The organism is Paenibacillus sp. FSL H8-0317 (assembly GCF_045040685.1).
Lineage (GTDB): Bacteria > Bacillota > Bacilli > Paenibacillales > Paenibacillaceae > Paenibacillus.
In genome coordinates, this window is sequence record NZ_CP150294.1 from 4,242,990 (window position 1) to 4,269,147 (window position 26,158).

Sequence of the window (26,158 nt, forward strand, 5' to 3'; positions counted from 1 at the left end):
TCAACCGCCTCCTACAAAATGTACAATCTCAATTCGATCGCCTTCTCTTAATGCCGTTGACTCATGATACTCACGCGTTAAGATATGCTTGTTCAGCTCAACAACTACAGTCTTAACTTGCAGGTCAAAAGATTGGAGCAATTTATCCACACGATTCAATCTTTCTTCAATCTCCGTCCGTTGACCATTAACGATGATATTCACTGCACCACTCCCTTTCTATTCAATCGCTCAGGGCTCAGCTCCTCAATTCCGAGTTCTTCTGAGCTTTTGCCAGCGAGCAACTCAGCGATAAGCCTGCCTGTTATCGCACTAAGCAAGATACCGTTGCGGTAATGCCCAAAGGCGGCGAACAGCCCGGGTATACTCTTGCAAGCACCTATATAAGGCAGTCCATCGGGAGTTGCCGGTCTTACGCCTGCCCACGCTCGTATAAATTGTGCTTCTTTCATCCCAGGCACCCAGTGGGTAGCCGCTGTTAGCAGCTTCTGAACACCCTGTACAGAAACGTTCAGATCCGTTCTGCCTGGCAGACTGGTTGCCCCGAGCCAAACTTCGCCATTGGCTTTGGGAACAATATAGATATCCTCTGCATACACCGTTCTGTCAGGTCTGTACCCTGCATGTTCATCTGAGAACTGAACGGCGGCTATTTCACCTTTTACCGACCACACAGGCAAGCTCAGATTCACATGTCTCATCAACTCTTCACTCTGTAATCCAGCCGCTATAATGACATGTTTGCATCTCATCTCACCGATCGATGTGGTGATTCCCTGCACACCGTGTTCGTTTGCTTGCACACGTATATCCTGTATGTCCTCCATAACCCGTGCTCCCATTGCTTGAGCGGATTCGGCGTATGCCTTCGTTAGGTGGACTGGGAGAATTTCACTCTCGTAAGGTCTGTAATAGGCTCCATACGTATCTCTGTTAAGCCATGATGCCTCCTGCTGCACAACGGAACGATCCCACCACACCTCATCAGCAGAAGCAGACAACGCAGACTTCCGATTGTCCTTATAACTACTTAATTCACTGTATGAACGAAAAGGAGTTAAGAATCCCTGGCGTTGCAGACCAGTCTCTACCTCACTGAGTGTAGCCATAAGCACCTGTTGCTCGATAAGTAACTGTCTACTCTGTCTGGCGAGCTTAGCCATCAAAGGATGAGCAAAGTCCTCACTATCTGCCGCCAGCATTCCAGCCGCCGCGCAAGAAGTGCCTCCTGCAATCGCCGAACGCTCCAGCAACAGCACATCCTGTTCACGGGAAGCAAGTTCATATGCAATGGCACAACCAACAACGCCTCCACCTACAATAATCGTTTCTGCATGAAACTTATCCGGTCTATCAGTAATGATCTTTTTCATCCTCTCATCTCCTTGATTCAGCGGCTCAGACTTTCTGTAGCAACGATAGCCTGCCTTAATAATGCAGCCTCCCGATCCGGGGACTCGCTCGCCCATATATTCGAGATCACAGCGACTCCCTGTGCGCCTGCAGAGCGAATAGAGTGAATGTTTCCCGGTTCGATGCCCCCAATCGCCATGACAGGAATGGAGACACCGGAGCACACTTCAGCCAGAGCATATAATCCTCTTGGTTCAAGATCAGGCTTACTGTTGGTTGAGTAGACATGCCCGAAGAAAAGGTAATCGACTCCCCGTTCTTCAGCGATTTTTGCCTCATCGATTGAATGAACAGATACACCCAGACGAAGTCGCTGCACATTGATTATAGCTGCAGGGTTATAGTTACGTATTGCATCTTGCCCCCAATGTACACCGCCATGGATGTCATTCTGTGAAGGCAGCTCTGAACCATTGATAACGATACGACAAGATGGAACGCCAACACCACGCAGACTTTCAGCCCAAGCGATCTTTTGTTGCCACGAGAGTTGTTTCTCTCGTATGTGAATATAGTCCACCCAAGGCCACACGTTCTTTGCAGCTTTTACAAAAGATGCTTGATCCCCTGCACCCGTAGATACAACATGCAGTTCAAATGATCCGTGTACATGTTCATGAGAAAATACCGTACTGTTCATCTCCTTCCAGGCATGAATGCTATGAAAACACAAAAAAGCCACTCCCGTAGGGGAGTGGCTGCGTATTAATTATAGGACCAGATGACTGACTGATACATACAGTTCATTTCGTGCAATAAAGCTATAGACTCTATAGCCTTAACGTTATACACGCAACTGCATGTTTCAATTCGTTAAACAGACGGTTGAATCCTTCGAATTGCCGTTTGCTCACGTCATTCACTGAAACGCGCTCGCCACTTCCCTACGCTGGTATGATCCAGATCAGGTGCAAAGGGTCCGGAATCGCATTCTTCCATCTCAGCCGCATCGTGCGGCCCCCCTAGTGTTCATATGAAGTTGTAGCCTATGTTACCATAGACGGATTTTTTTGTCACCGTCATTTCTGTTAAACATTGTCTTGAATCGTCTAGTTTTCCTCAGACCATTCTTCGACATTCCATGTTTTGGTGACCCAACCCTCGTAAAAATCAGGTTCATGAGATACCAGTAACACCGTTCCCTTGAATTCTTGCAAAGCACGCTGTAACTCCGCTTTGGCTGTGACATCCAGATGGTTTGTCGGCTCATCGAATAGAATCCAGTTGCTTTCACGCATCAAGAGTTTGCATAAACGAACCTTGGCTTGTTCTCCACCACTCAGCATGTTAAGCGGACGGGTAATATGCTCATTTTTCAACCCACAGCGAGCGAGATGACCTCGGACCTCATTCTGGGTCAAATGTGAAAACTCATTCCAAACATCCTCAATCGGCGTGATATTTCCAGCACGAACTTCCTGTTCAAAATAGGCCGTTTCGAGATAATCTCCCAAGAAGGTCTTTCCACTCAGTGGAGATATTTTGCCCAGAATAGTTTTCAGCAGTGTCGATTTACCCACACCATTACAACCTACGATGGCAATTTTTTCACCACGTTCAATTGTCATCGTCATTTTGGGCAGCAAAGGATACGTATATCCAATTTCAAAATCAATACCCTCAAAGACCGTTTTGCTGCTCGCACGGGCATCCTTGAATTTGAACGTTGGTTTGGCCGCTTCATCTGGGCGATCAATACGTTCAATTCTGTCCAGCTGTTTCTCCCGGCTCTTTGCTCGACCTGAAGTTGAAGCACGTGCCTTGTTACGCTGAATGAAATCTTCCTGCTTCTTGATGTACTCTTGCTGCTTCTCGTATGCATCAATATGCTGGGCTTTATTCATATCAGCCATCTCAAGGAACTTGTTATAGTTCGCTGCATATCTCGTTAATTTGGCAAATTCCAAATGATAAATGACATTTACGACTTCATTCATGAATTCCGTGTCATGGGAGATTAAGAGAAACGCGTGCGGGTAGTCCTTCAGGTAACGTGACAACCATTCAATGTGTTCTACATCCAGATAGTTGGTCGGCTCATCCAGCAAAAGAGCTGTAGGTTTCTCGAGCAGAAGCTTGGCAAGAAGCACCTTGGTACGTTGTCCACCACTTAGAGCTGCGACATCTCGATCAAGACCAATTGCGGACAAACCAAGACCATTGGCCATCTCTTCCACTTTTACGTCAATCAGATAAAAGTCGCCCTGTTCCAGTTGTTCTTGAATATCGCCCATCTCTTCCAGCAACTGCTCCAGCTTGTCTGGATCTGCATCTGCCATCTGGTCCGTAATATTCATCATTTCTTTTTCCAATTCAAGCAACGGAAGGAATGCATCCTTAAGAACGTCACGAATGGTTTTGCCTGGCGTAAGCTTTGTATGCTGATCCAGATATCCATAACGGACCTTAGGTGTCCATTCCACTTTTCCACTATCTTTAAGCAATTTACCGGTAAGGATGTTCATTAATGTGGATTTACCCACACCATTGGCACCAACAAGTCCTACGCGCTCTCCGGCAAGTAAACGAAACGATACATTTTTAAATAACGTGCGATCTCCAAAATTGTGACTTACGTTCTCTACTGACAATAAACTCATAAGATGAGGTTGCTCCTATCTATTAGACATTACTTTTGTGATTGTTCCGAAACCCTATTCTAGCACAAGTCCCGTCTTTTCTGAAAGTAATGTAAACAGCTCAGGAACCTCTTCCATGATTTTGTCATACAGGCTACCCTAACGATTAGAGCACTTATATTCGAAATAGCCTTGTGCAGCTGCTTGTCTTGCGTCTGTGAACACCTCTTCAGCACGGTAACCATTACCACATGTGGAGGGATAGTAGTACTTGATACCCGTTAAAGGATCTACCCCACCTACGATGGCCGTTTTCTTCACAAGTCTGCCCCCACCAATTGCGTAATTGTTGATTTTCTGGTCACCCACACCTATACCTTGGATAAAGGCCATAATCCCTGTATCGTTAATGGAGTTGTACCAATCTTCCTGCGCAATCAGGGGCATCGTAAACGTATAAGAAATACCGTTCTTTCTGGCAAACTCATTATGGCGGTTAATCACATCAGCCAGATCATCCTGCACAATAGTCACAATCCGGCTTTGTCTAACTTGCTCAAATACGCTGGTATTCTGAAGTAAAGGAATCTGTGTGTTTGAAGCCAGTTCTTTTTGAAATCCCTCAATCCATTTCCCTGCGTTTGCGTCATAGGCATATACGTAGTCGTCCAGTGTAAAGTTAATACTGTTACCATTAGAATCTGAATATGTATAAGGTTTCTTGGGGCTCCATACTTGCCTGAAAGAATCTTCAAGGTTACCCGTCATCTCTGTTTCTGTGGACAACATATAATAGCCATCATAATCCAGAATAACCACGGCAGGAATGTAATTAAACATGTTTCGAATAGCAACGGGATCATTCTGAATCCCCATATTCAAAGCCATCGTCTGCGTAAATGTCAACAAGGCGAGCTCCTTGTCCGCTTTAACAAACTTGGTTGAATCATAACCTGCTTCATCATTTTGTTTCTCATTCTGATGCATCACCGCACCTGCATCCATGACTGCAGTTTGAAGTGCAGATCTGTATCGTTGACCAAGATATTGAGCCTCTTCGGCATCTTGGGTATGGAGTGAGATGATCCAGAAGAGTGGGAAGAAGATCAGCACGAATACAATGGACAGCTCAGTAATCTTCATTGAGAACCATACCTCCGTATGTTACAAATACCGCTGAAGCCTGAGCTGTACCACTCAACCATTCACGAATGAGCATGGAAGGTGTACGATTTGTATTTTGGAGCGTCACGGTGAAAAAATCCCCTGTGGTCAACGTATATCTTCGGCCAGGATCATCAACCGGTATCACACCTGAGGATGGGAATAGTCGCTCTCGAATCTGAGCTGCATAATATCCATCCTGAACTACCTCGTAAGTTCCGGTAAAACTGTTACGGTCCATCGGGTCTGTATAGTGAGGTACATATTTCTTATGCAAATGTTCCATCGACACCTCATACAGATTGCCCGTCTGGGCCAGTTGCTCCTCAAACTCAGCCAACATTCGAGGTGAAATATACCCTTTCGTTCGGACAGCATCAACAAAACGTGTTACATTCTGAACAGCCGTCATACGTGCTATATCATCCTGCCGATCAGCTGTTTCAGCAGCTGGGTACACATAGAGCAAAAGGACTGCGAGCAATACGGCAAGCAGCTTGGATGCGGCATTAATCAATTCACACTGGCCTCCTTCCAAAAAACAATCTTGAGCAGTTCTCCAGTTTCATTTCGTATAAACTCCGGACTGTAGGTGGCATCGAGCTGGACAGGAATAGTCGCTGTTTTGCTGACAAGTGGATCGATCACATACGAAGTTCCATCTACCTCTACAGGAATGCCTGTGCCTGTCATCTGTCTTACGGTATGCAACACTTCCGCACCACTATACTGATACGGATTGGTGGTATGCAGTGTTGTTGTCAGCCGGCCTTCCATGCCTGCTTTTGTCTGAACTCTGTCGTTTAAGGCCGCTGATAAAATCTTAACATTATGTTGCCCGTACAGGCAGGCTGTCACAAACAGGACAACCGCCGTACAAAACAACATGAGATGCTGGGTATTCCGGGACATGTTAAACCAACTCCTGTCAGGATTGCTGGAAGATCAGCCCTCTTACCACGTTGGATCGGTCTTTTACGATAATGGCTTTGAATTTACCACTTGGATTGACATATTGATTGTCTTTTTCACTCATGGTCTGGTTAATAATCCCCACTTTATCATCAGGCGCAATAACCGAGCCGTAGTCCGCATTATTGAGATCCTGTGAAATATTCAATTGATTACCGTACCATTGACCCGCTTTATTTTTACCTGTAATGACTTGAATACCGAACTGATCCTTGTCCGCATATTTACGCAGCGCATTGGTTACCTGTGATCCACTAATAGTTGTTCCGTCATATACTGTAAATGCAGCCTGGGACAACTCGGTTTGGATATCAGCAAAATTGTTCTGGGCCGTCTTGGTTGCCTCCTGAGCTGAAATAAACAACAGAACTACAATTGTGATCAAAGCGATTGTTAAAAATATCCCTGCTGCCACCTTTAAAGCGCTTGATGCATTGTTCATAATAAATCCTCCCAAGTTATAAGATATTAAACTATTTCAGACTATCACACAGATGAATTGTGCTACAGTTTCTGAATTTGCTCATAATAAATGCTCATTTGCAAAAAACTCATACCGACCAATGGAATAACCAGATACAAAAAGATAAGGGCGTACATAGGTGTGAATCCAATGGTTCTCCCCCAAGATGCTTTGACATCTATCATTTTGCTGTACTCCTGCTTGCGTTGTTCAAAATAAAATGCCATCATGCTCTCGAGATCATCGAAGGCTTCACGTATTGAGATTTTGCCAAGGGCAAGCTGCAATTTATCAACCAGTCGCTGGAACTCGGGCAAGCCCGCCTCTTCCTTTAATTGTTCAAGTGCAAGCTCTGGTCCATGTTCAAAATGCAACAAACATTTTTGCAGCGGGCGCTTGAAAATGACGGCAAATCGATTAAGCCATTCCAATATCTCCTCGACTGACATTCGGTCCATTTCACGCAAAATGGATATCACTGTCTGGAATTGATAGATTTCATGTCGCATATCCAACCTTCGCATTTTTCGCTGAAATATCATGAGCCATACGGGCATGTAGTACCCTGCTGCACCCATGAGAATGGCTATAATCATTTCCCACCAGCGTACATACTGCTTGTTATACACCTCAAGTTTCTGCATAATGCGCGCGATCGTCTCAGCCTGAGTATCATGGTCCAACTGAACGGGAGATAACTGCTGTAACGCTTTGGAGACTTCTTCGTATGTAGCTCCTCGGTTCATTTCTATACTTTTCAGTACGGATTGATCTAATGCTGTTTTTTCCTCAGCTTTCTTGAGATCCGCTTCAGCCATTGCACCAAACATTCGATCATCCCGGATCGGATCATGCAAGATGTGGTTACGTTCAACCTGGTGCAACAGCAAGATGCAACCCATTGTAAGGACCAAACAACCTGCGAATAACATCACTCGTCGGATCGCAAGCCATTCATATTTCAACTCTGAGCTGCTCTCCCTCATGAGCCGTATCGTTTGACTGTACTGTGCACTGCCAGGTTTTGCTGCAAACAACATTGCCAATTTCCGTATGAAGGTTTGCCTGTACAGAAACTGATCCAACCATGAATGCTTATGCCCTGACCGGTAACGGGTCTCATCGTATTGCTGGAGCCTTTGCAAAAGCAAATAAGCAAGGATAATGATGACATAGATCGATATTTTGGTAACAAAACCGATTTTGCTGCGATAAAATTCATCCATCGTTGGGAAACTGACTCTAGCCCAGCGTTCGATTGGAGCGGTGAACAATACCGGAGCTAGCGCAATGATATTAAGTCCTTTGAGCAGGTAATCCAATTTATCACGCCGCAAAATCTCCAGATGAATTTCCTGAGTCAGGTTACCCAGTCCTTTAAGATAGATAGAGCCTTGTGCTCTGTCCTTATCCCCAAACTCCATGACCATATAGGAAACGCCGGCGAATCCTTTGAGAAAACGGTTGGGAGCCACTTCATAATAACGCTCAAGTGCTTCATTTGGATCTGGAGAAGTTAGAGCTTCGTAGATCAGTCTTACCTGTTCTGCCGCTTCTCCTGTACCTGCTTCAGCGGCTTCATAGAGCGCTTCCTCAACCATGCCATGCTGATGATACCGATGCCTTACATCTGCAAACAGATCCAACATCTGCACCAGCAACCTTTTCTCCATACGACTGAGGCACATATCCAATACCAGACTGTTTAGCACCACAGCACAGAGTACGGAAAGCATTACAAAAGCGATACCCGGCTGTAGTAAAAACAGAATGACACTTATTCCTCCATAACCTCCAAGAATAATCAGAACCACTGTCATCGTCAGCCTGCGAAGTGAAGGCTCATCCCCAACATGGCGGAATGAAATACGTTTCTGAACCTGTAGAATATAAGCTGATAGCAGTGGCACTTTCATTCCAAGACGATAGGACTGCAACAAGATTGATCCCAATCCCTTGAATCCCTTCCCGCTAGGAGCAAAAATCACGCCGGATTGAATTGCTGAACCACCTCCTCTGTGACGTAACATACTTAAAACCAGAAGTGTGATCAGCAAACCTCCTGCACAAATACTTAATACGAGGAGCAGAATCCATTTAATTGTCATACTGATCACCCCAGTGTTGCTTCATAAACTGTTCAAACTTCTCAGCATCCTGTAATGTCATCTGTTCTCGCATATCCATCATGCATCCAGAGGAGATTGGAGCTGTTGCAACATACGCTCCATCTCTGTACTCCACAACATTACGAAATGTAAAACCTGCCCTCTCTTCCACGCTGTCACCTTGATTCGCACGAGGAAGACATTCCGTAATCCGTTCGATATATCTTCGTCCCTCAGCATCTTTCTTCATATGAACATCGAAATTGATGACACTCACAACCTGCTCCTCAGCAATATGCTCATGCTGGAACATACCTGTCTTGAGCAAGGAATTACGGAGGGAGAAGACCAGATCACGAAACGTTTTGGCATGGTGGGTAAACAGGGTGAACAGACTGGCTACCTGAGACATTTGAATCATCCATGCGGCCACTTCATCACTCGCTACCTCACCAAGAATATTGACGGTACCATCCGTTTTTTTCTGCAAATCAAGCCCTTGTTGACCTGAGATGTGTTCAGTCTCTCGGAAACTCAAAATATTACGTCGGCTATAAATCCGTCTTAATTGAAGTTCAAACGCCATCTCCTGCACCCGAAGGGTGTACGATGCATAGATGTGTTTGACCATAGCCATAAGCAACGTTGTTTTACCAGAACCCTGTGCACCGGTTACAGCTGTAATCCGGCTTCCTTTCATCAGGTATTGAAGCAGGGTTATTGGCAGATCTGCGTTGTTACCCGTAATCAATTGTTCAAGTGAAGCATTCGGAATATCGAACTTCCGGACGAAGAATGCCCACGATTCTGCAAAAGGAGGACGAACAACAACGACACGGGAGCCGTCTTTCATCTCGTTCACCTTGTATCCACTTGCTTCCGACAGCTGTCCGGGATAATTGTATTTGTATATATTCTGGCATACCCTTTTCAGTTCACGGATGCTGCCGAACGACAGAAAGGATAGATGAATGGACTTACCTTTATAAAAAATCCAGACACTTTCCATGCCGCTAAGCGGTTCTTCATGTGCATCATCCTCCAGTCCTTGATCCAGCAAATCATTCCATGATGCCGGTTTTCGAAGTCCCATATTATGAACAGTATCAAGCATACCGCTGACACCACCACTAACGCCGTCAATCCGTTGGTCCCTTATCTCATCAACAACCGAGAACCCTTTATAATGTTGATAGATACGTTGCACGATAATATCCGTCTTTTCTCTGAATCCAAGCTCTCGATATTCGCACTCGAAAACATACTGAATATCCTCCTCAGAAATATAATAACTTCCTCCATCGTCCGTACCTTCCTCCATTCGCAGTCTTCCCAGATCATAGGTATCAATCATGCGGGAGAGTGCATCCACACCGAATTGCTGTCGGTACAGATAAAACACAATTTCGAATCGGTCCTGGATCGTCAACAAATCTGGTTCTGCAAACAAAATAACTTCATCTACATTTGACTTGTTCAGCCCTATGCTTCGGGTCAGCAGATCCCCTATCAGATTTTTAACATACGTTTTGTCGCTGACACTGCCTGAGACACAGCCTTTCAGTGCTTTTCTCATCTCGGCACGTTGATTAATTCTTCGACGATATTCTTCTTCATGCATACCCGCATCCGCGAGCTGACTATGACTAAGCTCATGAAGTGAGTTCTTCACCTTTTCAATTAACATGTCAATCGTGAATGATTCCTGTTCAGGAACACGAGCATTCTTTTCACGAAGAAACGTTCTGTACTTGAACCAGATATAAGTCAGGCACAGAATCAAAATTAAACTTATCCATATGGTATTCCAGAGCATCGGAGGTTCAGGCTCCCCTTTCCAGCCTCTTCAGAACTGTGCGCATACCTGCACCGTCCATAATCAGGCGAGCGAGTTCGCTCATGCTTGCAGCAAAGCTCCCTTTACGAATATCCTTATCCTCAGTCAAACTTTCCAACTGCAAGTATCTAGCGACATCTCGCCGATTCATTGCATCCAGGTATCCGGTTGTGTACGGTATCGCAGATATCGTGCCTTTGTATCTGAACTGGCGCCGAATATTGGAAAGCGTTGCACGGGCATGCGAATCGTATTTGTTAATTACAACATGTATATTCATATTGTTCATTCGTTCTGGCAGGATCTCTTCAAAGAACAACTCCAGATTTCGCATATTTTGATCGAGATTAATTACAACATAGTCCGCCTGTTGCAGCTTGAGCCGTGAATCCACACCAGCATGATCCGCATCCAGAAGAACCAGATCATAATACTCGTTAGCTACATTCAGCAGCTTTTTCACAGTCTCACCATGTTCCTGCGGGGAACGTTCCATCTCATCCATTCTTCCGGTTAGGAAATCAAGTCTTTCTTTCAGAAGTGGCTTGGTATAATCCCTGAGATTGTGCTTATTCAGACTTCCGCTCGAATGCAGCCGTTCAATCGCATCCCAGCCACCCTCTTCGAAGGAGAACATAAAATCCGCTGAATCCGTATCTTTGGACGGTAGAGCAGCTTCTGTGCCAGTTCCTGCAACGCCTGCATTAACAAGTAACACTCTTGTCCTGTAGTGGAGTGCCATCGCATAAGCACTAATTAATGTGCTTGAAGTACAACCTGTTCCTGCAAAAGGGCTCCAAAAGGTAATGGTGCTCATGCTCTCATCCTCTCTGCTTCTTTCATCGCACGACGACTGCGAACACTTTCCCAACCTGTTAACTGCTCGACCACGCGACACAACGATTTTTTGTAATTTCGTGACAAAGGTCCAAGATGAACTCGGCGATGATGCTCATTCTCAAGCTTAACCGCCGCTGTTAACTCATCCCACGGAAGAACTAAAGATTCTCCTGTCCACACAAACGGACTGCCCTCCAGATACGCCCACAGATAACGAGCTTCAAGCTTGCAGTCAACCCCGTTAATTAAGAGCCGCTGAAATGGCAGCTCACCAGGTAATGACTGTTCTTCAAGCAACCGCTTCAACCAGCCCTTACCACGTTCCAGATTGTAACGCTCATAATCACTCACCCAGACTCTTACATCGGCATTCAGCCAGAGATTACGGGATGCAAAATGCGAGGTCTCCATGTCATATAACACATAGTCATAACTGTCCAATCGCTCTCCATTTACTTCAAGATGATTCTCTACAGCTGCTGAAGTGACAAAATGACAAGCGATATCAAATCCCTCAAATTCCGCAATTCGCAAAGACTGTTGACTGTCACCAACACCGTACCCATACTTCTGTTGTAAGGTTCCATCTACGAGTAAGACCTTGTTGCCTGTTGAAGCCAATATCTTGCAAAGATATAACATCAGATCATTCTTCTCACATAAACCCGCAAAGATCCATGTATGCATAGATGTTACAACTCCTTTCTTTTTCTTAAACCTCTTGTTATCTGAATTATCCTAAAGTAAACCTCGGATTTCGCTCTATTCTCCACCCGTTAACAAGCTCTGCTGTTCTGTTTGTAAAGCTTCAGCAGGATCATTTACACTTCCAGCATTAGCTCCTGCTCCGTTACCTGAACCATCATTCCACATCACTCCATCCGACGTTGCCGGATTATTTGATGATGGACGACTGTTATATGTAACTGAGGATTGTGCCACATCCTGTTCAACCCCTTTTGACGGTGCTGTCATGGAGGCGGCCAGTGAACTTTCAAGCGAACTTCGCACCTGTCTGGATAATTCCTGTTCGGCTCGTCGAACAATATTCGGATCACTCTCCAGCAGTTTTAACACTTCTGAATTGGCAGGATACGTCGCGATTGCAGGTGTCTGAAACTGTGGTTCTACATAGGTTAAGGCATAGATTGAAGCTTTATGTAAATAGGCATCTACAATTGCACTTGAGAGTGACAGAATCTCTTCCTCCGTCATCGTAATCCATAAGGTAGCTGCATTCAGTCGTTCCACTTTTTTCTTCGATAAGAGAACATAGTCCTGTCCGGTAGGGAATTGGATACGAACATCAATAATATCTCCCTTAACGAGTGAGGACGGCAGTAATACAACTTGCAGCTCCCGATTTCTTAAATCAGGCGGAGCCGGTACATCCTCATACACCATCTCGGTGGTAATGGCTGTTCCTTTTTTCAACTCTATTTTGGCCACTTGGCCTTCCATCTGCTTGGTACTGGACCAGAGGTTTCGCGGTGCTTGTGCATCCGGAACAGCAATGAGCTTCAGATCCTCCGGTAATATCGGTTCACCTGCTTCAATATCCCGAATCGTAACCCATCCTTGTGCTCCCGAATCCCATTGTTGCTTTAATTCAGCTTCCTTTTCCTCATATGCCGATAAATAACGGGCTTCTACAGTTGACCTGACATCCCCCATCGTTTTGACATTGTAAATAACATATCCTCCAAACACCAACCCTACAGCTCCCGCTCCGATAAGTCCGGCATAGATCAGTTGACGGCTTTGCTTTCTTAATTTAGACAAAAGAGGCTCTCCTTTCGTAATCTCTTCTAATCATGTACTTTCCTTCTTGAAAAGAATGAACGTTTCTTGGGCTGCTGTGCCATCATATGCGTTAAAATATGAGAAAACACTTTATCCATCTGTGCGTCCTTGTCAAAAGGATCAATATGTAACGGCAGCCCATATACACTCGATGTATCCAGAGCTTTACGAATGCGCTGAACTGCCTCACTTGCTGCCAGGGGCAGACAATAGATCCATTTCTCTCGTGGATACCGATGATGTGACCGAACAAAAGCGCCAATCTCCGCCTGTCTCCATTCGGCACCTGAGCCTATAACAATTGGTAGATCTGCACGCAGGAATTCTTCCAGCCGGTTCTGATCCTGACCACTACCAAGATCCATCACGATGAATTGATAACTCCCCCCAAGCAAAGACAAAATATCCGCTCGCCCGGATTGTTTCCAATAATGCACACCATCCACTGCAAACTGTCTGCCTGCTGGCACTGGTTTACCCGCTTGAGCGATTTGTTGAATTCTTGCAAAGGATTGAGAGCGAGGTGACATTTCAATCACAGCTACTTTGAAGTTTTGCCTTTCGAGATAATGACTGATAGCTATAGCCGTGTGGGTAACCCCTACACCAGATGAAGCACCAGTCAAGGCAATCACTCTTGTTCCGCCATTCAAGGTCATGGTTGCATCTCCACCAGGCGTTATTCCACCGGGTATTCGAAGCAGTTCCTTCCGCACCTCATCGGCAGATTGGAATCGCTCCTCGGCATTATATCTTAACAGTCTTCTTGCCACAGGAATGTACGTCCGTGGAACATCACTCCGGATAGAGCTTTCCACACCCTGAATCCATTCCGTATAGGCCCCACTTGTCATAAGATACAGCAGCAATGCTCCGAGTCCATATAGATCTGAACGGGCATCGGTCTGACCCGCGCCATACTGTTCTGGAGCGGCAAAACCAGCGGTTCCCAACTTAACGGTATCTTCAGCACTTTGCGGTTTGTAACTTCTGGCGATGCCAAAATCAATTAATCTTACTTCATGTTCCGGCGTGATCATGATGTTTGATGGTTTCAGATCCCTATAGATCACAGGTGGATTCAGATTATGCAAATAACTCAACACATCCAGCAATTGAAGTACAAGCTCCGTCAACTGCTCCATTGGGATCTTCCCACGACACTGCTTGAAATACTCACTGAGCGTTAACCCGTCGATGTATTCCATCACCAAGTATGTGTACCCGTCTTCATCCGGAACAAAAAAATCAACGATTTGCGGCAATCTTGGATGACGAAGAGATGTCAGAAGAGCGGCTTCCGTCTCCATACTGCCTTCATATGGCATAATCGTTACGTTTTCTTTAATTGCCCATAACTTGCCCGGCAACTTCAGATCCTCCGCCTCGTATACATGGCTCATTCCGCCTGTTCCCAGAATGGATACGATACGATATCTACCTCCCAGCAGGCTTCCGCGTTCCAGCCTGGCCGGATGTCTCATACCAATTCCTCCTTTAATACACAACAAAAAAGGGAAAGCCTCACCGAAGAAGAACAGACCGGATATCCGGTTTCGTTCACTTCGGGATGCTTTCCCTCAGGTTTGTTATGGTTAATATTGGTATCATTATAGTACAGACAGGAATAGATTGTAAAGCACAAAATTTAATGAGCTTAATCGAATCAATTTCTTAATATTTGACCATATAAAGTGTAATCTCTTCCCGGTTATGGAATAACTGCTTGGAACGTTGAATCTGCATCCGTGAACGCTCAAACGTATCAATGACGTCTTTAATGAGCGCGAGCGGTTTTTTATGCAACAGTTTCACGGTAACAATTGCTGTCCCCCCGGGTTGCAGACTATATAGAAGGTCTGATACAAGTCGGCTCATCAGCTTCGGACTCCAACTCATATCACATACGAGCAGATCGAATTCTCCTTCGCGGAAACGAACATCCCCTGCATTCTTTTTCAAGAAAGTCAGTTTGGGTGATGCCAGCAGGGTCGCATCCATCTTCGCCGGATCTACCGCCGTTACTTCAAGCCCACGTTCAAGCAGGAAGGAGGTCCATCCACCTGGTGCTGCACCGATATCAAGTGCTTTATGAAATGAAGTAAAGTCAATGCCAAACGTTTGCTCGGCTTCAAGCAATTTGAATTTGGCCCGCGAGATCTGCCCATCTTCTTTTTGAAAACGTACGGCTCCCCCGCTCCAGTCTGACAAGTTCTGTTCAGGTCTGGATATGCCAGCATACAACATATCATTCGTTGCAAATACAGAAATGACATATTCAGCATCACGTACAACCCATTCACAGCCTAGCTCATCCAGCTTTTCAGTTAGCAGTTGCTTCAATGAGGCTGCATTTTCTTGCCAAAAGGCACCTTCTGTCTTCCGTACCTGTAGCACGACAGAGGCACCGTTCAATTCCTTATGATTCAACACAAATGCAATCAATTTCTCAATAGACTGCTCCGAATCTTCTGTATTCTCCTGAAACTGAACAGGTTGAATATGACGTAAAAACGTTGGATACTCTGCCCACAGCTTATCTGCAACTTCTTCCTCCGCTACAGGCAGACCCGCAAGCAGTATTTCTCCTGGTACGAGTACCGTGCTCTTCACCGCACCAAACGTACGGCGCAACTCTTCCTGAGCATAAGGGGCAAAGCCATGATTGGCTGTGCAGATAAAACGGGAGAAGTTGCCTTCTTCCCAAGACGATTGTGTACTCAAATTGTGTTACCCTCCAGAACGTACGCGTATCCATGGACGACCATTATCCCACTGGATATCGACCGGAACATCGTACGTATGCTTAATTGTATCTTGTGTCAAAACTTCATGCTTAGGGCCAGCCGCGGCAATACGTCCATCGCGGATCAAGGCCACATGCGTGAATAAAGGTACGATCTCTTCAACATGATGTGTTACATACACAACTGTAATGTTACGCTGGCGCAGACGATCAATCTCAGCCAGCATTTTCTCACGTTCATATAAATCCAGTCCGGCACAAGGCTCGTCCATAATTAGCAATTTTGGCTCAGCCATTAACGAACGAGCAAGCATGACTTTTTTACGCTCCCCTTGGGATAACGTTCCCAGCGCGTTGTTAGCCAGATTGGCAAAACCCATGTCACCTAACAAACTCATTGCCTTTGCTTTTACTTCATCAGGAATTGTCTGATAAAAACGCAAAAAAGCATAAGCTCCTGTAGCGACGACCTCCCATACCGGATCTCTGGGTGTGAGTTTCTCAATTAACGTCTGGCTGATATAACCGATTTCCTTACGTACTTCCCTGACGTCACATTGTCCATACAAATTACCGAGTACTTCAATACGTCCCTGGCTTGGAAACATATATCCGTTCATCATTTCGAGTAACGTTGTTTTTCCAGAACCATTCCGGCCCAGAATAACCCAATGTTCGCCTTGTTCGATACGCAAATGTACGTCATCCAAGATTTGATTCTCTTCTCGTCTAAGTGAGACATGCTCCATCGAGATTATACTCATTTCAGCACCGCCTTTCGGATCTCCGAGAGCAAATGCTCCACAGAGCTCATCCGATAAACCATTTTTGGAACATCTTGCTGGCCGTCAAACAGCATCACTGCTGGTACGCTTGAAATTTGAAATTGTTGTACAAGTTCAGGAATGTCATGAATGTTCATTTCGGATAAAATACCTTCTGGCAGCATGTGCTCAACGACATCTAACATACGCCGTGCTGCCGCACATGTCCCACATAAAGGGGTATATATAAATACAGCCTGTGGCATGCCTTCCCATACACTGCGCATTAACATTTTGGATGTAATTGGCTTCATTAACTTTCTTCTCCCGCGGCAACTCGCAGCATGACCTCACCCGTCATTGGCCCATTATGAATGGTTACCGAATCCGGCTTATTGCTATATAACATCTCGTACATCTGGCGTTTCCCAAACATACTGGACGTATGCAAATAGATCTCGCGCGGAAATAAACCTTCTCGTACAATGGATGCCGCTACCTCACCGCCGTTAGGCGAATCCGGACCAAGCTCATAATCCAGAGACAAAATGTCCACGTCACCTTCTCTTAGCAGCATCAGGCACTCTTCTGCATTTGTTGCCAGAACAAATCCTTTCGGACACGCCCGATAGTCATCCAGAAAAACATGCATACAATCGCTCCTCTCCCCATTATAACCAGGAACGCATGAGCGCTATATCATCATGGTGCGTTCCATCTTCGCCCGTTTCTGTCTCTAGCACAACAACCGCATTTTGAAACTCAGGCGCATTTAACAATGCTTTCATCGATTCATTTCCGATATAACCCTGTCCGATTCTCGCATGTCTATCCTTACATGAACCAGACGCATATTTGGAATCATTGAAATGTACAGCAGCAACATTATCCCAATATCCGAGCATCCTGCCCTTATCGAGCATCACCGCTTCGTTGCCTGACGCCCACAAACCTGAAGCAAAAGCATGGCATGTGTCAAAACAAAAAGCAATATGTTCCGGATATCGGCTCAATTTGCGAATCTGTATCATTTCTTCCATTGTCGTGCCCATCGGGCCATGATCACCTGCCTGATTTTCAATCAGTACCTTTGAATGTCCATTCCAATTCTCCAAGGCGGTATCCAGACAATGAATGAGGTTCTGATAACCCTCCAGCGGATCGTTTGTTTTGATATGTCCAAAATGGACCACTGTCCCAACAGAACCGCAAGCATTCGAAATTTCAAGATCATTGCGAATAGAAGCTATTGTAGCATGAAACCCCGCCTCTCCACGGGTCATACCCAACGCCGGATTCGTGGGATAGGGTGAATGTGCAATCGAAGCAAGTCCCTGCTGTTCACACCAATCCCTGCACTGCTCAGCATCCTTGAGATCCAGACTTTTCAGACCAAGACTACGCGGGTTCTTCGGAAAATACTGAAATGCCGTTGCCCCCATTGCATGTGCTCTCTTGGCTGCCTGAAGAAATCCACCTCTAGTGCTGACATGTGCCCCGATTCCGCTGTTAGGCCTCATGCTGGCATTTCGGACAGAAGAATGCCTTCTTGCCCGTAATTTCCACTCGTTCAATCGTTCCCCCGCAGCGCGGACAAGTCTCGCCTTCCCGATCGTACACCCGACATTGCTCGTCAAAACTTCCTGTCTTCGTATCTCCTTGCATCAGTGGCATTTCCATATAACCACCCTCAGAAGCTGCTTCACGCAACACGGACTGCATCGAATGGAACAAGCGCTCCGTCAGCTCAGGTGAATTCACGATGTTCTGCGTTTTGGAGCTTGGTCTGAGACCGGCAGCAAAGGCAATCTCATCCGAATAACAGTTGCCAATCCCTGCAATGATATGCTGGTTTACCAACGTTGTCTTAAGTGTACCCCGACGCCCTTTCAACAGAGAAGCAAAACGTTCCACATTCATCCGTCGATCCAAAGGTTCAGGTCCAAGATCAGACATCGCCTCTTCGGTTTCTTTCGAAGTAAGCAGATGTAAATAACCCAAGCGCAGTCCAATAAAGAATAAAATGTGATCGCCAAACTGGATTTCCACTTGTGTGGAACGATCAGGACGTTCTTCTTCCGTGCCCCAGAAAATCATACCGCCCAACATGAGGTGCAGCACCAAACGTTTACCATTAGCCAAGTGGAAAATCAGATGCTTCGCTCGGCGCTCAACAAATATGATGCGATTGCCTGTAAGTTCATTGATGAACAGATCAGGCTCCGTATTTATCGTTTTATCGCGGTTAATTACAACACCTGTAATCAGTAGATCAAGTATGTTCTCGGACAGCAAGGTCCGGTAATTTTCCATTTCCGGTAGTTCCGGCATCGTACATTACCCCTTTTTGGAAGCTTGGTCTGCCTCTTGCGACAGCCACTCCATCAATTTATGCAAATCTTCAAACACATGATCAGGTCGAGCCTTCGCTGCTTGAATGTGTCCATCCATATTATCTCGTGTTGTCACACCAGTAAGTACCAACAGTGTCTCACACCCTGCTGCCACTCCAGCTGCAATATCGGTTCGCATATTATCTCCGATCACTGCCACTTCATGAGACGCCAGGTTTAGCCTGCTAATGGCCGACTTCATTATAACACTCGATGGCTTTCCTATGACTGTAGGATGGACTCCGGTTGCTGCTTCAATTGCTGCTCCAATAGTCCCCGCCCCAGGTGTCAGTCCATCATCGGAAGGAAGCTGCAGATCCGGGTTGGTCATGATGAATTTTGATCCCGCATTAATCCACCTTAGCGCCTTGGTCAGTTTATGATAGGAAAATTCACGATCAATCCCCTGTATCACGTAATCTGGTGCATCTTCCGTCAGCTGTAATCCTGCTTCTTCTATGGCTTCCAGCAGTCCTGCTTCTCCAATACATGCCACTTTTGCACCCGGGGACTCTTCAGCAACATATTCAGCAGCCGCCACAGCAGAAGTACATACTTGAGACGCGTCGGCAGGTATGCCCATCCCGTTTAGATGATCTGCCACACCTTGTGGTGTACGGGAAGAATTATTTGTTACAAATAAATATGGCTTTCCTAGCTCTTGCAGTGTTCGAATAAGCTGATCGGCTCCTTCGATACGATGTCTGCCATGATAGAGCGTACCATCCAAGTCAATCAGATAGGCCTTAATCACACACAGCACTTCCTTTCTTTATTCCATTAACATTTCATGTCCTTAATCATTTACCTCGAACTTGACCGCGAACCTATGTATTCAGGCAAAAAATAATGGCTTGCTGACATATGTACGCAACAAGTCGAACCGAATCGAACACCGACGGTTTAACTCGCGCGTCTTCTGTACAAGCTTGTCATTTCCTGCGCTTTCCCGGAAAATAATTTGAATCATTTCCCTCTTCATATTGCCCATCCTACACGCTTTCTGGCCAGATTGCAAAAGGGACCGCGGGAGTTCCTCTCCCTCAGTCCCGTGCAATTACCCGGATCTTTATATGACGTGTTTAACCGTGCACTGGTTCGCAATCAGGGTTAAGATTCTTGCTTGCGATGCACGACAGGAATAAGCTGGTGTTCGTTTGCAAGTCTGGTATTCGGGAATACGGACTGAGCCTCTTCCAAAAGTGGCTGAAGTTGATCCTCATCCTTATAGCGTGAACTGAAGTGAGTCATGATTAGTTGCCCTACATTGGCTGCTCTAGCCGCTTCTGCCGCTTGTTTAGAAGTACTATGATAGTACTCATGCGCTGTATCGGCCAGATCATGCATGAATGTAGCTTCATGCACAAGCACATCTGCATTGATGGAAAGAGGCTGTACATTGTCACATGGACGTGTATCACCCAATATGGTGATTACCATACCACGTTTTGGCGCTCCCAATACATCTTCTGGACGAAGCGAATCACCGTTATCCAGCGTAATGGTTTCTCCACGTTTGAGCCGGCCGAACAATGGGCCTGGTTTCAAACCGTATTCCGCCAGTTTGGCTGGGTCCAGGCTTCCTGGACGATCTTTTTCCGTAATCCGGTATCCATAGCTGTCAATCCGATGCTCAAGCAAAGCCGCTTCCACGATAAAACTGTCATCCTCGAACAGAACGCCGCCCGTATGTTCCACGATATTCAACTCATAGTTAACCCGGGATTGGCTAAGCTCCATTGTTGTACTGATCATTCGTTCCGTACCTGGCGGACCATATACGGTTAATGGTGTGGTGCCACCTTGATAGGCTCTGCTCGAAAGCAGTCCTGGAAGTCCAAATACATGATCCCCATGCAGGTGAGTAATGAATATTTTCTCCAATTTGCTCAGTTTAAGCGGAGAACTTAAAATCTGGTGCTGCGTTCCTTCCCCGCAGTCAAACAACCACAAAGCTCTGCGCTCATCCAACATGCGTAGCCCAATGGAAGTTACATTCCGTTGAAGCGTAGGTACACCAGCATTAGTTCCCAGGAAATATAGTTCCATTCTGGATCGCACCTCTTTCTGTTGCCAGCAAAAAACCTCCGACAATGCGGAGGGCTTTGCCTGACACTCTACTGAATTTATGCCTTCTCTACATTAAAATACTTAGCTTGCGGATGGCTGAATACCATCGCTGATACGGAAGCTTCAGGTTCCATCATGAAACCTTCCGTCAATTCTACACCGATATCCTCAGGCTGCAGCAACTTGAACAGCGGCCCCTGGTCTTCCAGATCCGGACAAGCCGGATATCCAAAAGATACCCTGATCCCTTGATAACGTGCACCGTGACGTTGCTTCATGGTCATCTGGGCAGAATCCGGGAATCCCCAGATATCTCTCATCATATGATGCACACGTTCAGCTAATCCCTCTGCTACTTCAAGCGCTACGGATTGCAGAGCATGCGAGCGAAGGTAATCCCCTTGATCTTTCCACGCAGTGGATAGTTCACGTACACCATGTCCAGCCGTAACAACCATGAAACCAACGTAATCCATCTGACCGGATTCAACAGGTTTCAGGAAGTCGGACAGGCACAGGAACGGCTCGACTTTTTGACGTGGGAACGTAAAAGTATGCAAAATATTGCTGGTGTCCTTTGGATCATAGATGATGACGCTATTACCACTGGACTGAGCCGGGAAGAAACGATACATGGCATGCGCCTGAATAATCCCGTCACGAACAGCCTCATGCATGATATCATCCACGACTGCTTTCAGGTCGGTAGCCTTCTTATCACCTGAAGCAAGCAATTGTTCTACTGAACCGCGCAACCCCAGATGATGTCCAAGCAACATCTGCATGTTCACGTATGGCAGGATATGTGACAAAGGATAGTTACGCATCGTATGCCGCTCCAGATCAGGCGGGACAAGAACCGGATGATCTACAGCAATATCCGAACGCTCCACTCGCGTAAGCTCTGGAAGAGCCTGAACAGCTACAGCACCTGAAGCATCAGCTTCTTTTTCTGCTTCCATCTCCAGTTGCATCACTTCACGTGAAACGGGATTCATCAATTTGTTCGCCAGATCCAGACCATCCATCGCATCTTTCGCATATACAACCATTCCGTTGTATTCAGGACGGATACGGTTTTTGGTGAATTTACGTGTTAACGCCGCTCCGCCAACCATAATAGGTACATCAATACCTGCTGTTCGCAAATCCTGAGCGGTAAGAATCATCTGCTGTGCTGATTTTACCAATAGACCCGAGAGGCCAATCGCATCGACTTTTTCTTCCCGGTATGCCTCAATGATACGTTCTGGTGGTACTTTTATACCCAAATTAATGATCTGGTAACCGTTATTGGACAGGATGATCTCGACCAGGTTCTTCCCGATGTCATGCACATCGCCTTTAACAGTGGCCAGAATGATCTTGCCTTTAACCGAAGTCTCGTTCTTCTCCATGAATTGCTCCAGATATGCTACAGAAGCCTTCATAACCTCCGCACTCTGCAACACCTCAGCTACAATCAACTCATTGTTGTTAAAGAGACGACCTACTTCCTCCATCCCCCGCATCAGTGGACCGTTAATCACTTGAAGTGCTGTGTATTTGGCAAGTGCCTGTTCGAGATCTGGCAGCAATCCTTCTTTACTTCCTTCCACAACATATGAAGCGAGACGCTCTTCTAATGAAAGGTTCGAGATTTTTTCCTTCTTCTCAACCTTCTTGTTACGGAACGCCGCTACGAACGCCGCGAGTGTTTCATCATTTGTGTTGTATAAAAGCTCTTCCGAGAGTCTACGTTCTTCTTCCGAAATGGATGCATAACGCTCAAGTTTCTCAGTGTTCACGATCGCATAGTCGAGACCTGCTTTGGTACATTCATACAAAAATACGGAGTTCAGCACTTCACGACCTGCTTCAGGCAGCCCAAATGAAATGTTACTGATACCGAGGATCGTATGACATTCTGGCATCGCTTCCTTAATCACTCTTATACCTTCAATTGTTTCTTTGGCTGAACCGATGTACTGTTCATCCCCCGTACCTACCGGGAACACCAACGTATCAAAAATCAGGTCTTCTGGTTTGAGACCATATTTGTTCACCAGCAAATCGTAAGAGCGCTTGGCTACGTCAAGCTTGTCTTCCCGACTAATCGCCTGACCCCGTTCGTCAATCGTTCCGACAACTACCGCACCACCATATTTATGAAGCAACGGCGTAATCAGCTCAAATTTCTCTTCGCCATCCTCAAGGTTAATGGAGTTAATTATCGCCTTACCTTGTGAGTACTGGAGGGCCAGATCAATTACTGAAGCATCTGTCGTATCGATCATGAGAGGAACCTTAACTTTTTTCACAACCAGTTCAAGGAACTTCACCATGTCTTCAGACTCTTCACGGTCCGGATCTTGTACACACACGTCAACAATGTGCGCTCCATTTTTCACTTGAGCACGAGCAATTTCCGAAGCTTCTTCATACTTGCCTTCTACAATGAGTCGTTTGAACTTACGTGATCCCAGCACGTTCGTACGCTCACCAACCATGTATGGACGATTGTCCTGTTCAATGTAGATTGGTTCTATACCAGACAATGCTGGTGGATGTGTTCCGTTCATTTCTCTTGGGGGGTACTGGGCAAGTTTGTCGCGCATCGCCCGAATATGTGCAGGGGTTGTCCCGCAACATCCACCAGCAATATTCAACCAGCCCTGTTCGGCAAAAGCACCAATCTTCTGAGCAAGCGAGTCCGGTGACTCATGGTAATTACCATTCTCATCCGGAAGACCCGCGTTCGGATAACAACTAACGGCAACCGATGCCATTCCGGAAAGCGAACGAATGTGATCACGCATGAACTCTGGACCCGTAGCACAGTTTAGTCCTACCGAAATTGGGTTAAGGTGTTCTAAGGATATATAAAAGGATTCGATGTTCTGACCCGCAAGGGTCGTTCCCATCGGTTCGATCGTTCCTGATATCATCAGGGGCAGTGTAACACCACTCTGTTCGAAGGCCTGCTGAATTCCAATGCTGCCTGCTTTTACATTGAGGGTATCCTGTGAGGTTTCGAGTAGTAGCGCATCAACGCCTCCCTCTATTAAAGCAAGCGCTTGCTCCAAATAACTGTCGATAAGTTCCTGGAACGTTACGCCCCCAGTTACAGACAGTGTTTTGGTTGTTGGTCCCATCGCTCCTACCACATAACGTGGAGATTCCGGTGTAGAGAAACGATCAACCGCAGCTTTCGCAATTCTGGCTGCTTCCAGGTTGATCTCACGTGCCCGATCCTGAATATCGTACTCAGCAAGCACAACGGATGTAGCACCAAATGTATTGGTTTCAATTAAATCGGCTCCAGCCTCCAGATATTCTTCATGAATGCGCTGGATCAGCTCTGGACGAGTAAGCACTAACATTTCATTACATCCATCCAAATCTTCGCCGCCAAAATCTTCGCCAGTCAAATCAACTTGTTGAATCATGGTCCCCATTGCACCGTCGAGGATTAATATTCGTTGTTTTAATGCATCGTGTAGACTAATCTTATCCAATATCTTCACCCCCGCAAAACGTTAAATCTTAGTTTAACAGAAACTAACTTAATGTGAAAGATCGGGTTTGGTCCCGAAAGATGGCGGGTTTGCACGAATATGAACGGAATTTGAGAATCGACAAAAACAAAGCAATCCGATATAATTCAATTAAACCAAGTGGAAAAGAGGGAAAGAACATGGCTGAAATTGTTATCCGAAATACGAACGAACGCATCACTGGTGACGAAAATGTTCGAAATTTCTTGAACAAATACGAAGTATTATATGAGAAGTGGGACGCATCCAAACTGAACACTGATCTGCAAAATAACTTTGGATTAACTGATGAACAGAAAACCGAGGTTTTGGAAACTTACGATTATGAAATCAGAGATTTGGCTGCACGTCGCGGATACCAGATCTGGGATGTCATCACGCTGTCCGAACAAACACCAGATATCGAAGAAAAGCTGGCCAAGTTCGAAGAGATCCACACCCACGCTGAAGATGAGATTCGTGCGATTGTCGCTGGTAAAGGAATCTTTGTTATCAAAGCTACAGATGATGTGGGCTACTTTAATGTAGAACTGTCTCCTGGAGACGTTATCTCTGTACCTGAGAATACACCGCACTTCTTCACCTTAATGGAGAACAAACAAATTATTGCTGTACGTCTGTTCATCGAAAAAGATGGCTGGATTGCAGATCCATACCCTGATCCTACTTTTATCAAACAAGCCTAACACTCTCGTGTTACAACTTGCTTAACCAAAACCCCTGTTCAATTGAACAGGGGTTTTCGCATATGCATATGGAGAGTATTATACAACGTAGGTGCGTTATATAAAATAATGCGGGTATTTCGCTTTTATCGATTCTTGTTCAATCACAACTAGTCTAAGATGAGCTTCCATCACCTGCACAGCTTGCTCGGTCTTACGCTCTGTGATAAGACGATAAATCTCTTTGTGCTGGGAGATAATGACCTCCAGGTTGGAGTCCTCCGCTAGACGTAATAAACGCAACCGATTAAAAGGAATATTCAGCTGTTGCAACATTTTCCATGTTCTCAGCTTACCCGTGCCCTGGAACAAAATCTGATGAAACTCTTCATCCAGTTCAAAAAGTCGATAGAAATTGTTTTTCCCTATACAGACTTCCTGCATTGCAATGTTGGTTTCAAGTCGAAATCTGAACTCTTCAGGAAAAGAAACACATGCCAAAGTCACGATTTCCTTCTCCATCTTCTCCCGCATAAACCTGCCTTCTTCCACATGCTCCAGATTAATATGAGAGACAATCGTTCCACTCTGGGGAATAATGTCCAGCAGTTCTTCTTCAGCAAGCTTCATGAAAGCTTCTCTAACGGGTGTTCTGCTCACCTGCAGTTCATCTGCAATCTCTTTCTCTGAAATCTTGGTACCTGGCTTAAGTTCCAGATGAAGAATTCGTTCTTTTAACAGGTTATATGAATATGCCCGGGTCGAGCCTCTAATTTTTTGATTAAGTGACATGCCTAGACCTCTT

Annotated in this window: 25 protein-coding genes and 1 riboswitch; of the genes, 1 reads left to right on the forward strand and 24 read right to left on the reverse strand. The window is 45.7% G+C overall.

From position 1 onward, the window contains the following. From thiS to metH, 23 genes are all read right to left on the reverse strand, one after another. Positions 1–204 (reverse strand): sulfur carrier protein ThiS, encoded by a 204-nt coding sequence (gene thiS / locus MHB43_RS18845; RefSeq protein WP_405117705.1) that lies wholly within the window; start codon positions 202–204, stop codon positions 1–3. Further along, complete coding sequence (gene thiO / locus MHB43_RS18850; RefSeq protein WP_405117706.1) at positions 201–1,373, reverse strand: glycine oxidase ThiO; 1,173 nt, start codon at positions 1,371–1,373, stop codon at positions 201–203. The genes thiS and thiO overlap by 4 nt, the downstream gene beginning before the upstream one ends. A gap of 17 nt (positions 1,374–1,390) precedes the next feature. Next, a complete protein-coding gene (locus tag MHB43_RS18855; protein ID WP_405117707.1) occupies positions 1,391–2,086 on the reverse strand; it encodes a thiamine phosphate synthase in 696 nt (231 codons plus the stop codon). A gap of 191 nt (positions 2,087–2,277) precedes the next feature. Next, positions 2,278–2,387: riboswitch (TPP riboswitch) on the reverse strand. 75 nt (positions 2,388–2,462) lie between these two features. Then, positions 2,463–4,013, reverse strand: coding sequence for an ABC-F family ATP-binding cassette domain-containing protein (locus tag MHB43_RS18860; protein ID WP_405117708.1), 1,551 nt, complete (start codon positions 4,011–4,013; stop codon positions 2,463–2,465). A 138-nt stretch (positions 4,014–4,151) separates the two neighbouring features. Next, positions 4,152–5,135, reverse strand: coding sequence for a hypothetical protein (locus MHB43_RS18865; protein WP_405117709.1), 984 nt, complete (start codon positions 5,133–5,135; stop codon positions 4,152–4,154). After that, positions 5,122–5,673, reverse strand: a complete 552-nt coding sequence (locus MHB43_RS18870; protein WP_237174865.1) for a hypothetical protein — start codon at positions 5,671–5,673, stop codon at positions 5,122–5,124. The genes MHB43_RS18865 and MHB43_RS18870 overlap by 14 nt, the downstream gene beginning before the upstream one ends. Next, on the reverse strand, positions 5,670–6,068 hold the full coding sequence (locus tag MHB43_RS18875) for a hypothetical protein (protein WP_221821654.1): 399 nt from the start codon (positions 6,066–6,068) through the stop codon (positions 5,670–5,672). Before MHB43_RS18875 ends, MHB43_RS18870 begins: the two co-directional genes overlap by 4 nt. Positions 6,069–6,084: 16 nt before the next feature. Further along, positions 6,085–6,570 carry a hypothetical protein gene (locus MHB43_RS18880; RefSeq protein ID WP_062834890.1) on the reverse strand — a complete coding sequence of 162 codons (486 nt, stop codon included), beginning with the start codon at positions 6,568–6,570 and terminating at the stop codon, positions 6,085–6,087. A 62-nt stretch (positions 6,571–6,632) separates the two neighbouring features. After that, positions 6,633–8,699: a hypothetical protein gene (locus tag MHB43_RS18885; protein WP_405117710.1), complete on the reverse strand. Its 2,067-nt coding sequence runs from the start codon at positions 8,697–8,699 to the stop codon at positions 6,633–6,635. Then, complete coding sequence (locus MHB43_RS18890; protein WP_405117711.1) at positions 8,689–10,515, reverse strand: ATPase, T2SS/T4P/T4SS family; 1,827 nt, start codon at positions 10,513–10,515, stop codon at positions 8,689–8,691. Before MHB43_RS18890 ends, MHB43_RS18885 begins: the two co-directional genes overlap by 11 nt. Positions 10,516–10,522: 7 nt before the next feature. After that, positions 10,523–11,353 carry a hypothetical protein gene (locus tag MHB43_RS18895; protein WP_405117712.1) on the reverse strand — a complete coding sequence of 277 codons (831 nt, stop codon included), beginning with the start codon at positions 11,351–11,353 and terminating at the stop codon, positions 10,523–10,525. Continuing rightward, positions 11,350–12,063, reverse strand: coding sequence for a hypothetical protein (locus MHB43_RS18900; protein WP_221821662.1), 714 nt, complete (start codon positions 12,061–12,063; stop codon positions 11,350–11,352). Before MHB43_RS18900 ends, MHB43_RS18895 begins: the two co-directional genes overlap by 4 nt. A 75-nt stretch (positions 12,064–12,138) precedes the next feature. Continuing rightward, positions 12,139–13,158: an SAF domain-containing protein gene (locus MHB43_RS18905; protein WP_405117713.1), complete on the reverse strand. Its 1,020-nt coding sequence runs from the start codon at positions 13,156–13,158 to the stop codon at positions 12,139–12,141. Between the two features lie 26 nt (positions 13,159–13,184). Further along, positions 13,185–14,663 (reverse strand): serine/threonine protein kinase, encoded by a 1,479-nt coding sequence (locus MHB43_RS18910; RefSeq protein WP_405117714.1) that lies wholly within the window; start codon positions 14,661–14,663, stop codon positions 13,185–13,187. Positions 14,664–14,853: 190 nt separating this feature from the next. Beyond that, positions 14,854–15,903, reverse strand: a complete 1,050-nt coding sequence (locus tag MHB43_RS18915) for an SAM-dependent methyltransferase (protein ID WP_339186892.1) — start codon at positions 15,901–15,903, stop codon at positions 14,854–14,856. A gap of 6 nt (positions 15,904–15,909) precedes the next feature. Beyond that, on the reverse strand, positions 15,910–16,683 hold the full coding sequence (locus MHB43_RS18920; RefSeq protein ID WP_221821791.1) for an ABC transporter ATP-binding protein: 774 nt from the start codon (positions 16,681–16,683) through the stop codon (positions 15,910–15,912). A 2-nt stretch (positions 16,684–16,685) separates the two neighbouring features. Next, positions 16,686–17,003: a thioredoxin family protein gene (locus tag MHB43_RS18925; RefSeq protein ID WP_237174856.1), complete on the reverse strand. Its 318-nt coding sequence runs from the start codon at positions 17,001–17,003 to the stop codon at positions 16,686–16,688. Further along, the gene (locus MHB43_RS18930; RefSeq protein ID WP_017688046.1) at positions 17,003–17,341 is read right to left on the reverse strand and encodes a cyclic-phosphate processing receiver domain-containing protein; all 339 of its coding nucleotides are present in this window, start codon (positions 17,339–17,341) and stop codon (positions 17,003–17,005) included. The genes MHB43_RS18925 and MHB43_RS18930 overlap by 1 nt, the downstream gene beginning before the upstream one ends. A 19-nt stretch (positions 17,342–17,360) precedes the next feature. Next, positions 17,361–18,209 (reverse strand): deoxyribonuclease IV, encoded by an 849-nt coding sequence (locus tag MHB43_RS18935; RefSeq protein WP_237175735.1) that lies wholly within the window; start codon positions 18,207–18,209, stop codon positions 17,361–17,363. Further along, positions 18,199–19,020: an Fpg/Nei family DNA glycosylase gene (locus MHB43_RS18940; RefSeq protein ID WP_405117715.1), complete on the reverse strand. Its 822-nt coding sequence runs from the start codon at positions 19,018–19,020 to the stop codon at positions 18,199–18,201. The genes MHB43_RS18935 and MHB43_RS18940 overlap by 11 nt, the downstream gene beginning before the upstream one ends. Positions 19,021–19,026: 6 nt before the next feature. Then, entirely contained in the window at positions 19,027–19,836 is an 810-nt protein-coding gene (locus MHB43_RS18945; RefSeq protein ID WP_091020714.1) for a TIGR01457 family HAD-type hydrolase, read from the reverse strand. Positions 19,837–20,192: 356 nt separating this feature from the next. Continuing rightward, on the reverse strand, positions 20,193–21,131 hold the full coding sequence (gene rnz, locus MHB43_RS18950; protein ID WP_221821679.1) for a ribonuclease Z: 939 nt from the start codon (positions 21,129–21,131) through the stop codon (positions 20,193–20,195). Positions 21,132–21,208: 77 nt separating this feature from the next. Then, positions 21,209–24,649, reverse strand: coding sequence for a methionine synthase (gene metH, locus MHB43_RS18955; RefSeq protein WP_405117716.1), 3,441 nt, complete (start codon positions 24,647–24,649; stop codon positions 21,209–21,211). Positions 24,650–24,828: 179 nt separating this feature from the next. Here metH and MHB43_RS18960 point away from each other — a divergent pair, with 179 nt between their 5' ends. Next, the gene (locus MHB43_RS18960; RefSeq protein WP_047843398.1) at positions 24,829–25,374 is read left to right on the forward strand and encodes a cupin domain-containing protein; all 546 of its coding nucleotides are present in this window, start codon (positions 24,829–24,831) and stop codon (positions 25,372–25,374) included. A gap of 96 nt (positions 25,375–25,470) precedes the next feature. On the opposite strand, the gene MHB43_RS18965 is transcribed toward MHB43_RS18960, so the two are convergent. After that, complete coding sequence (locus MHB43_RS18965; RefSeq protein ID WP_145322120.1) at positions 25,471–26,145, reverse strand: GntR family transcriptional regulator; 675 nt, start codon at positions 26,143–26,145, stop codon at positions 25,471–25,473. Positions 26,146–26,158 lie beyond the last annotated feature (13 nt).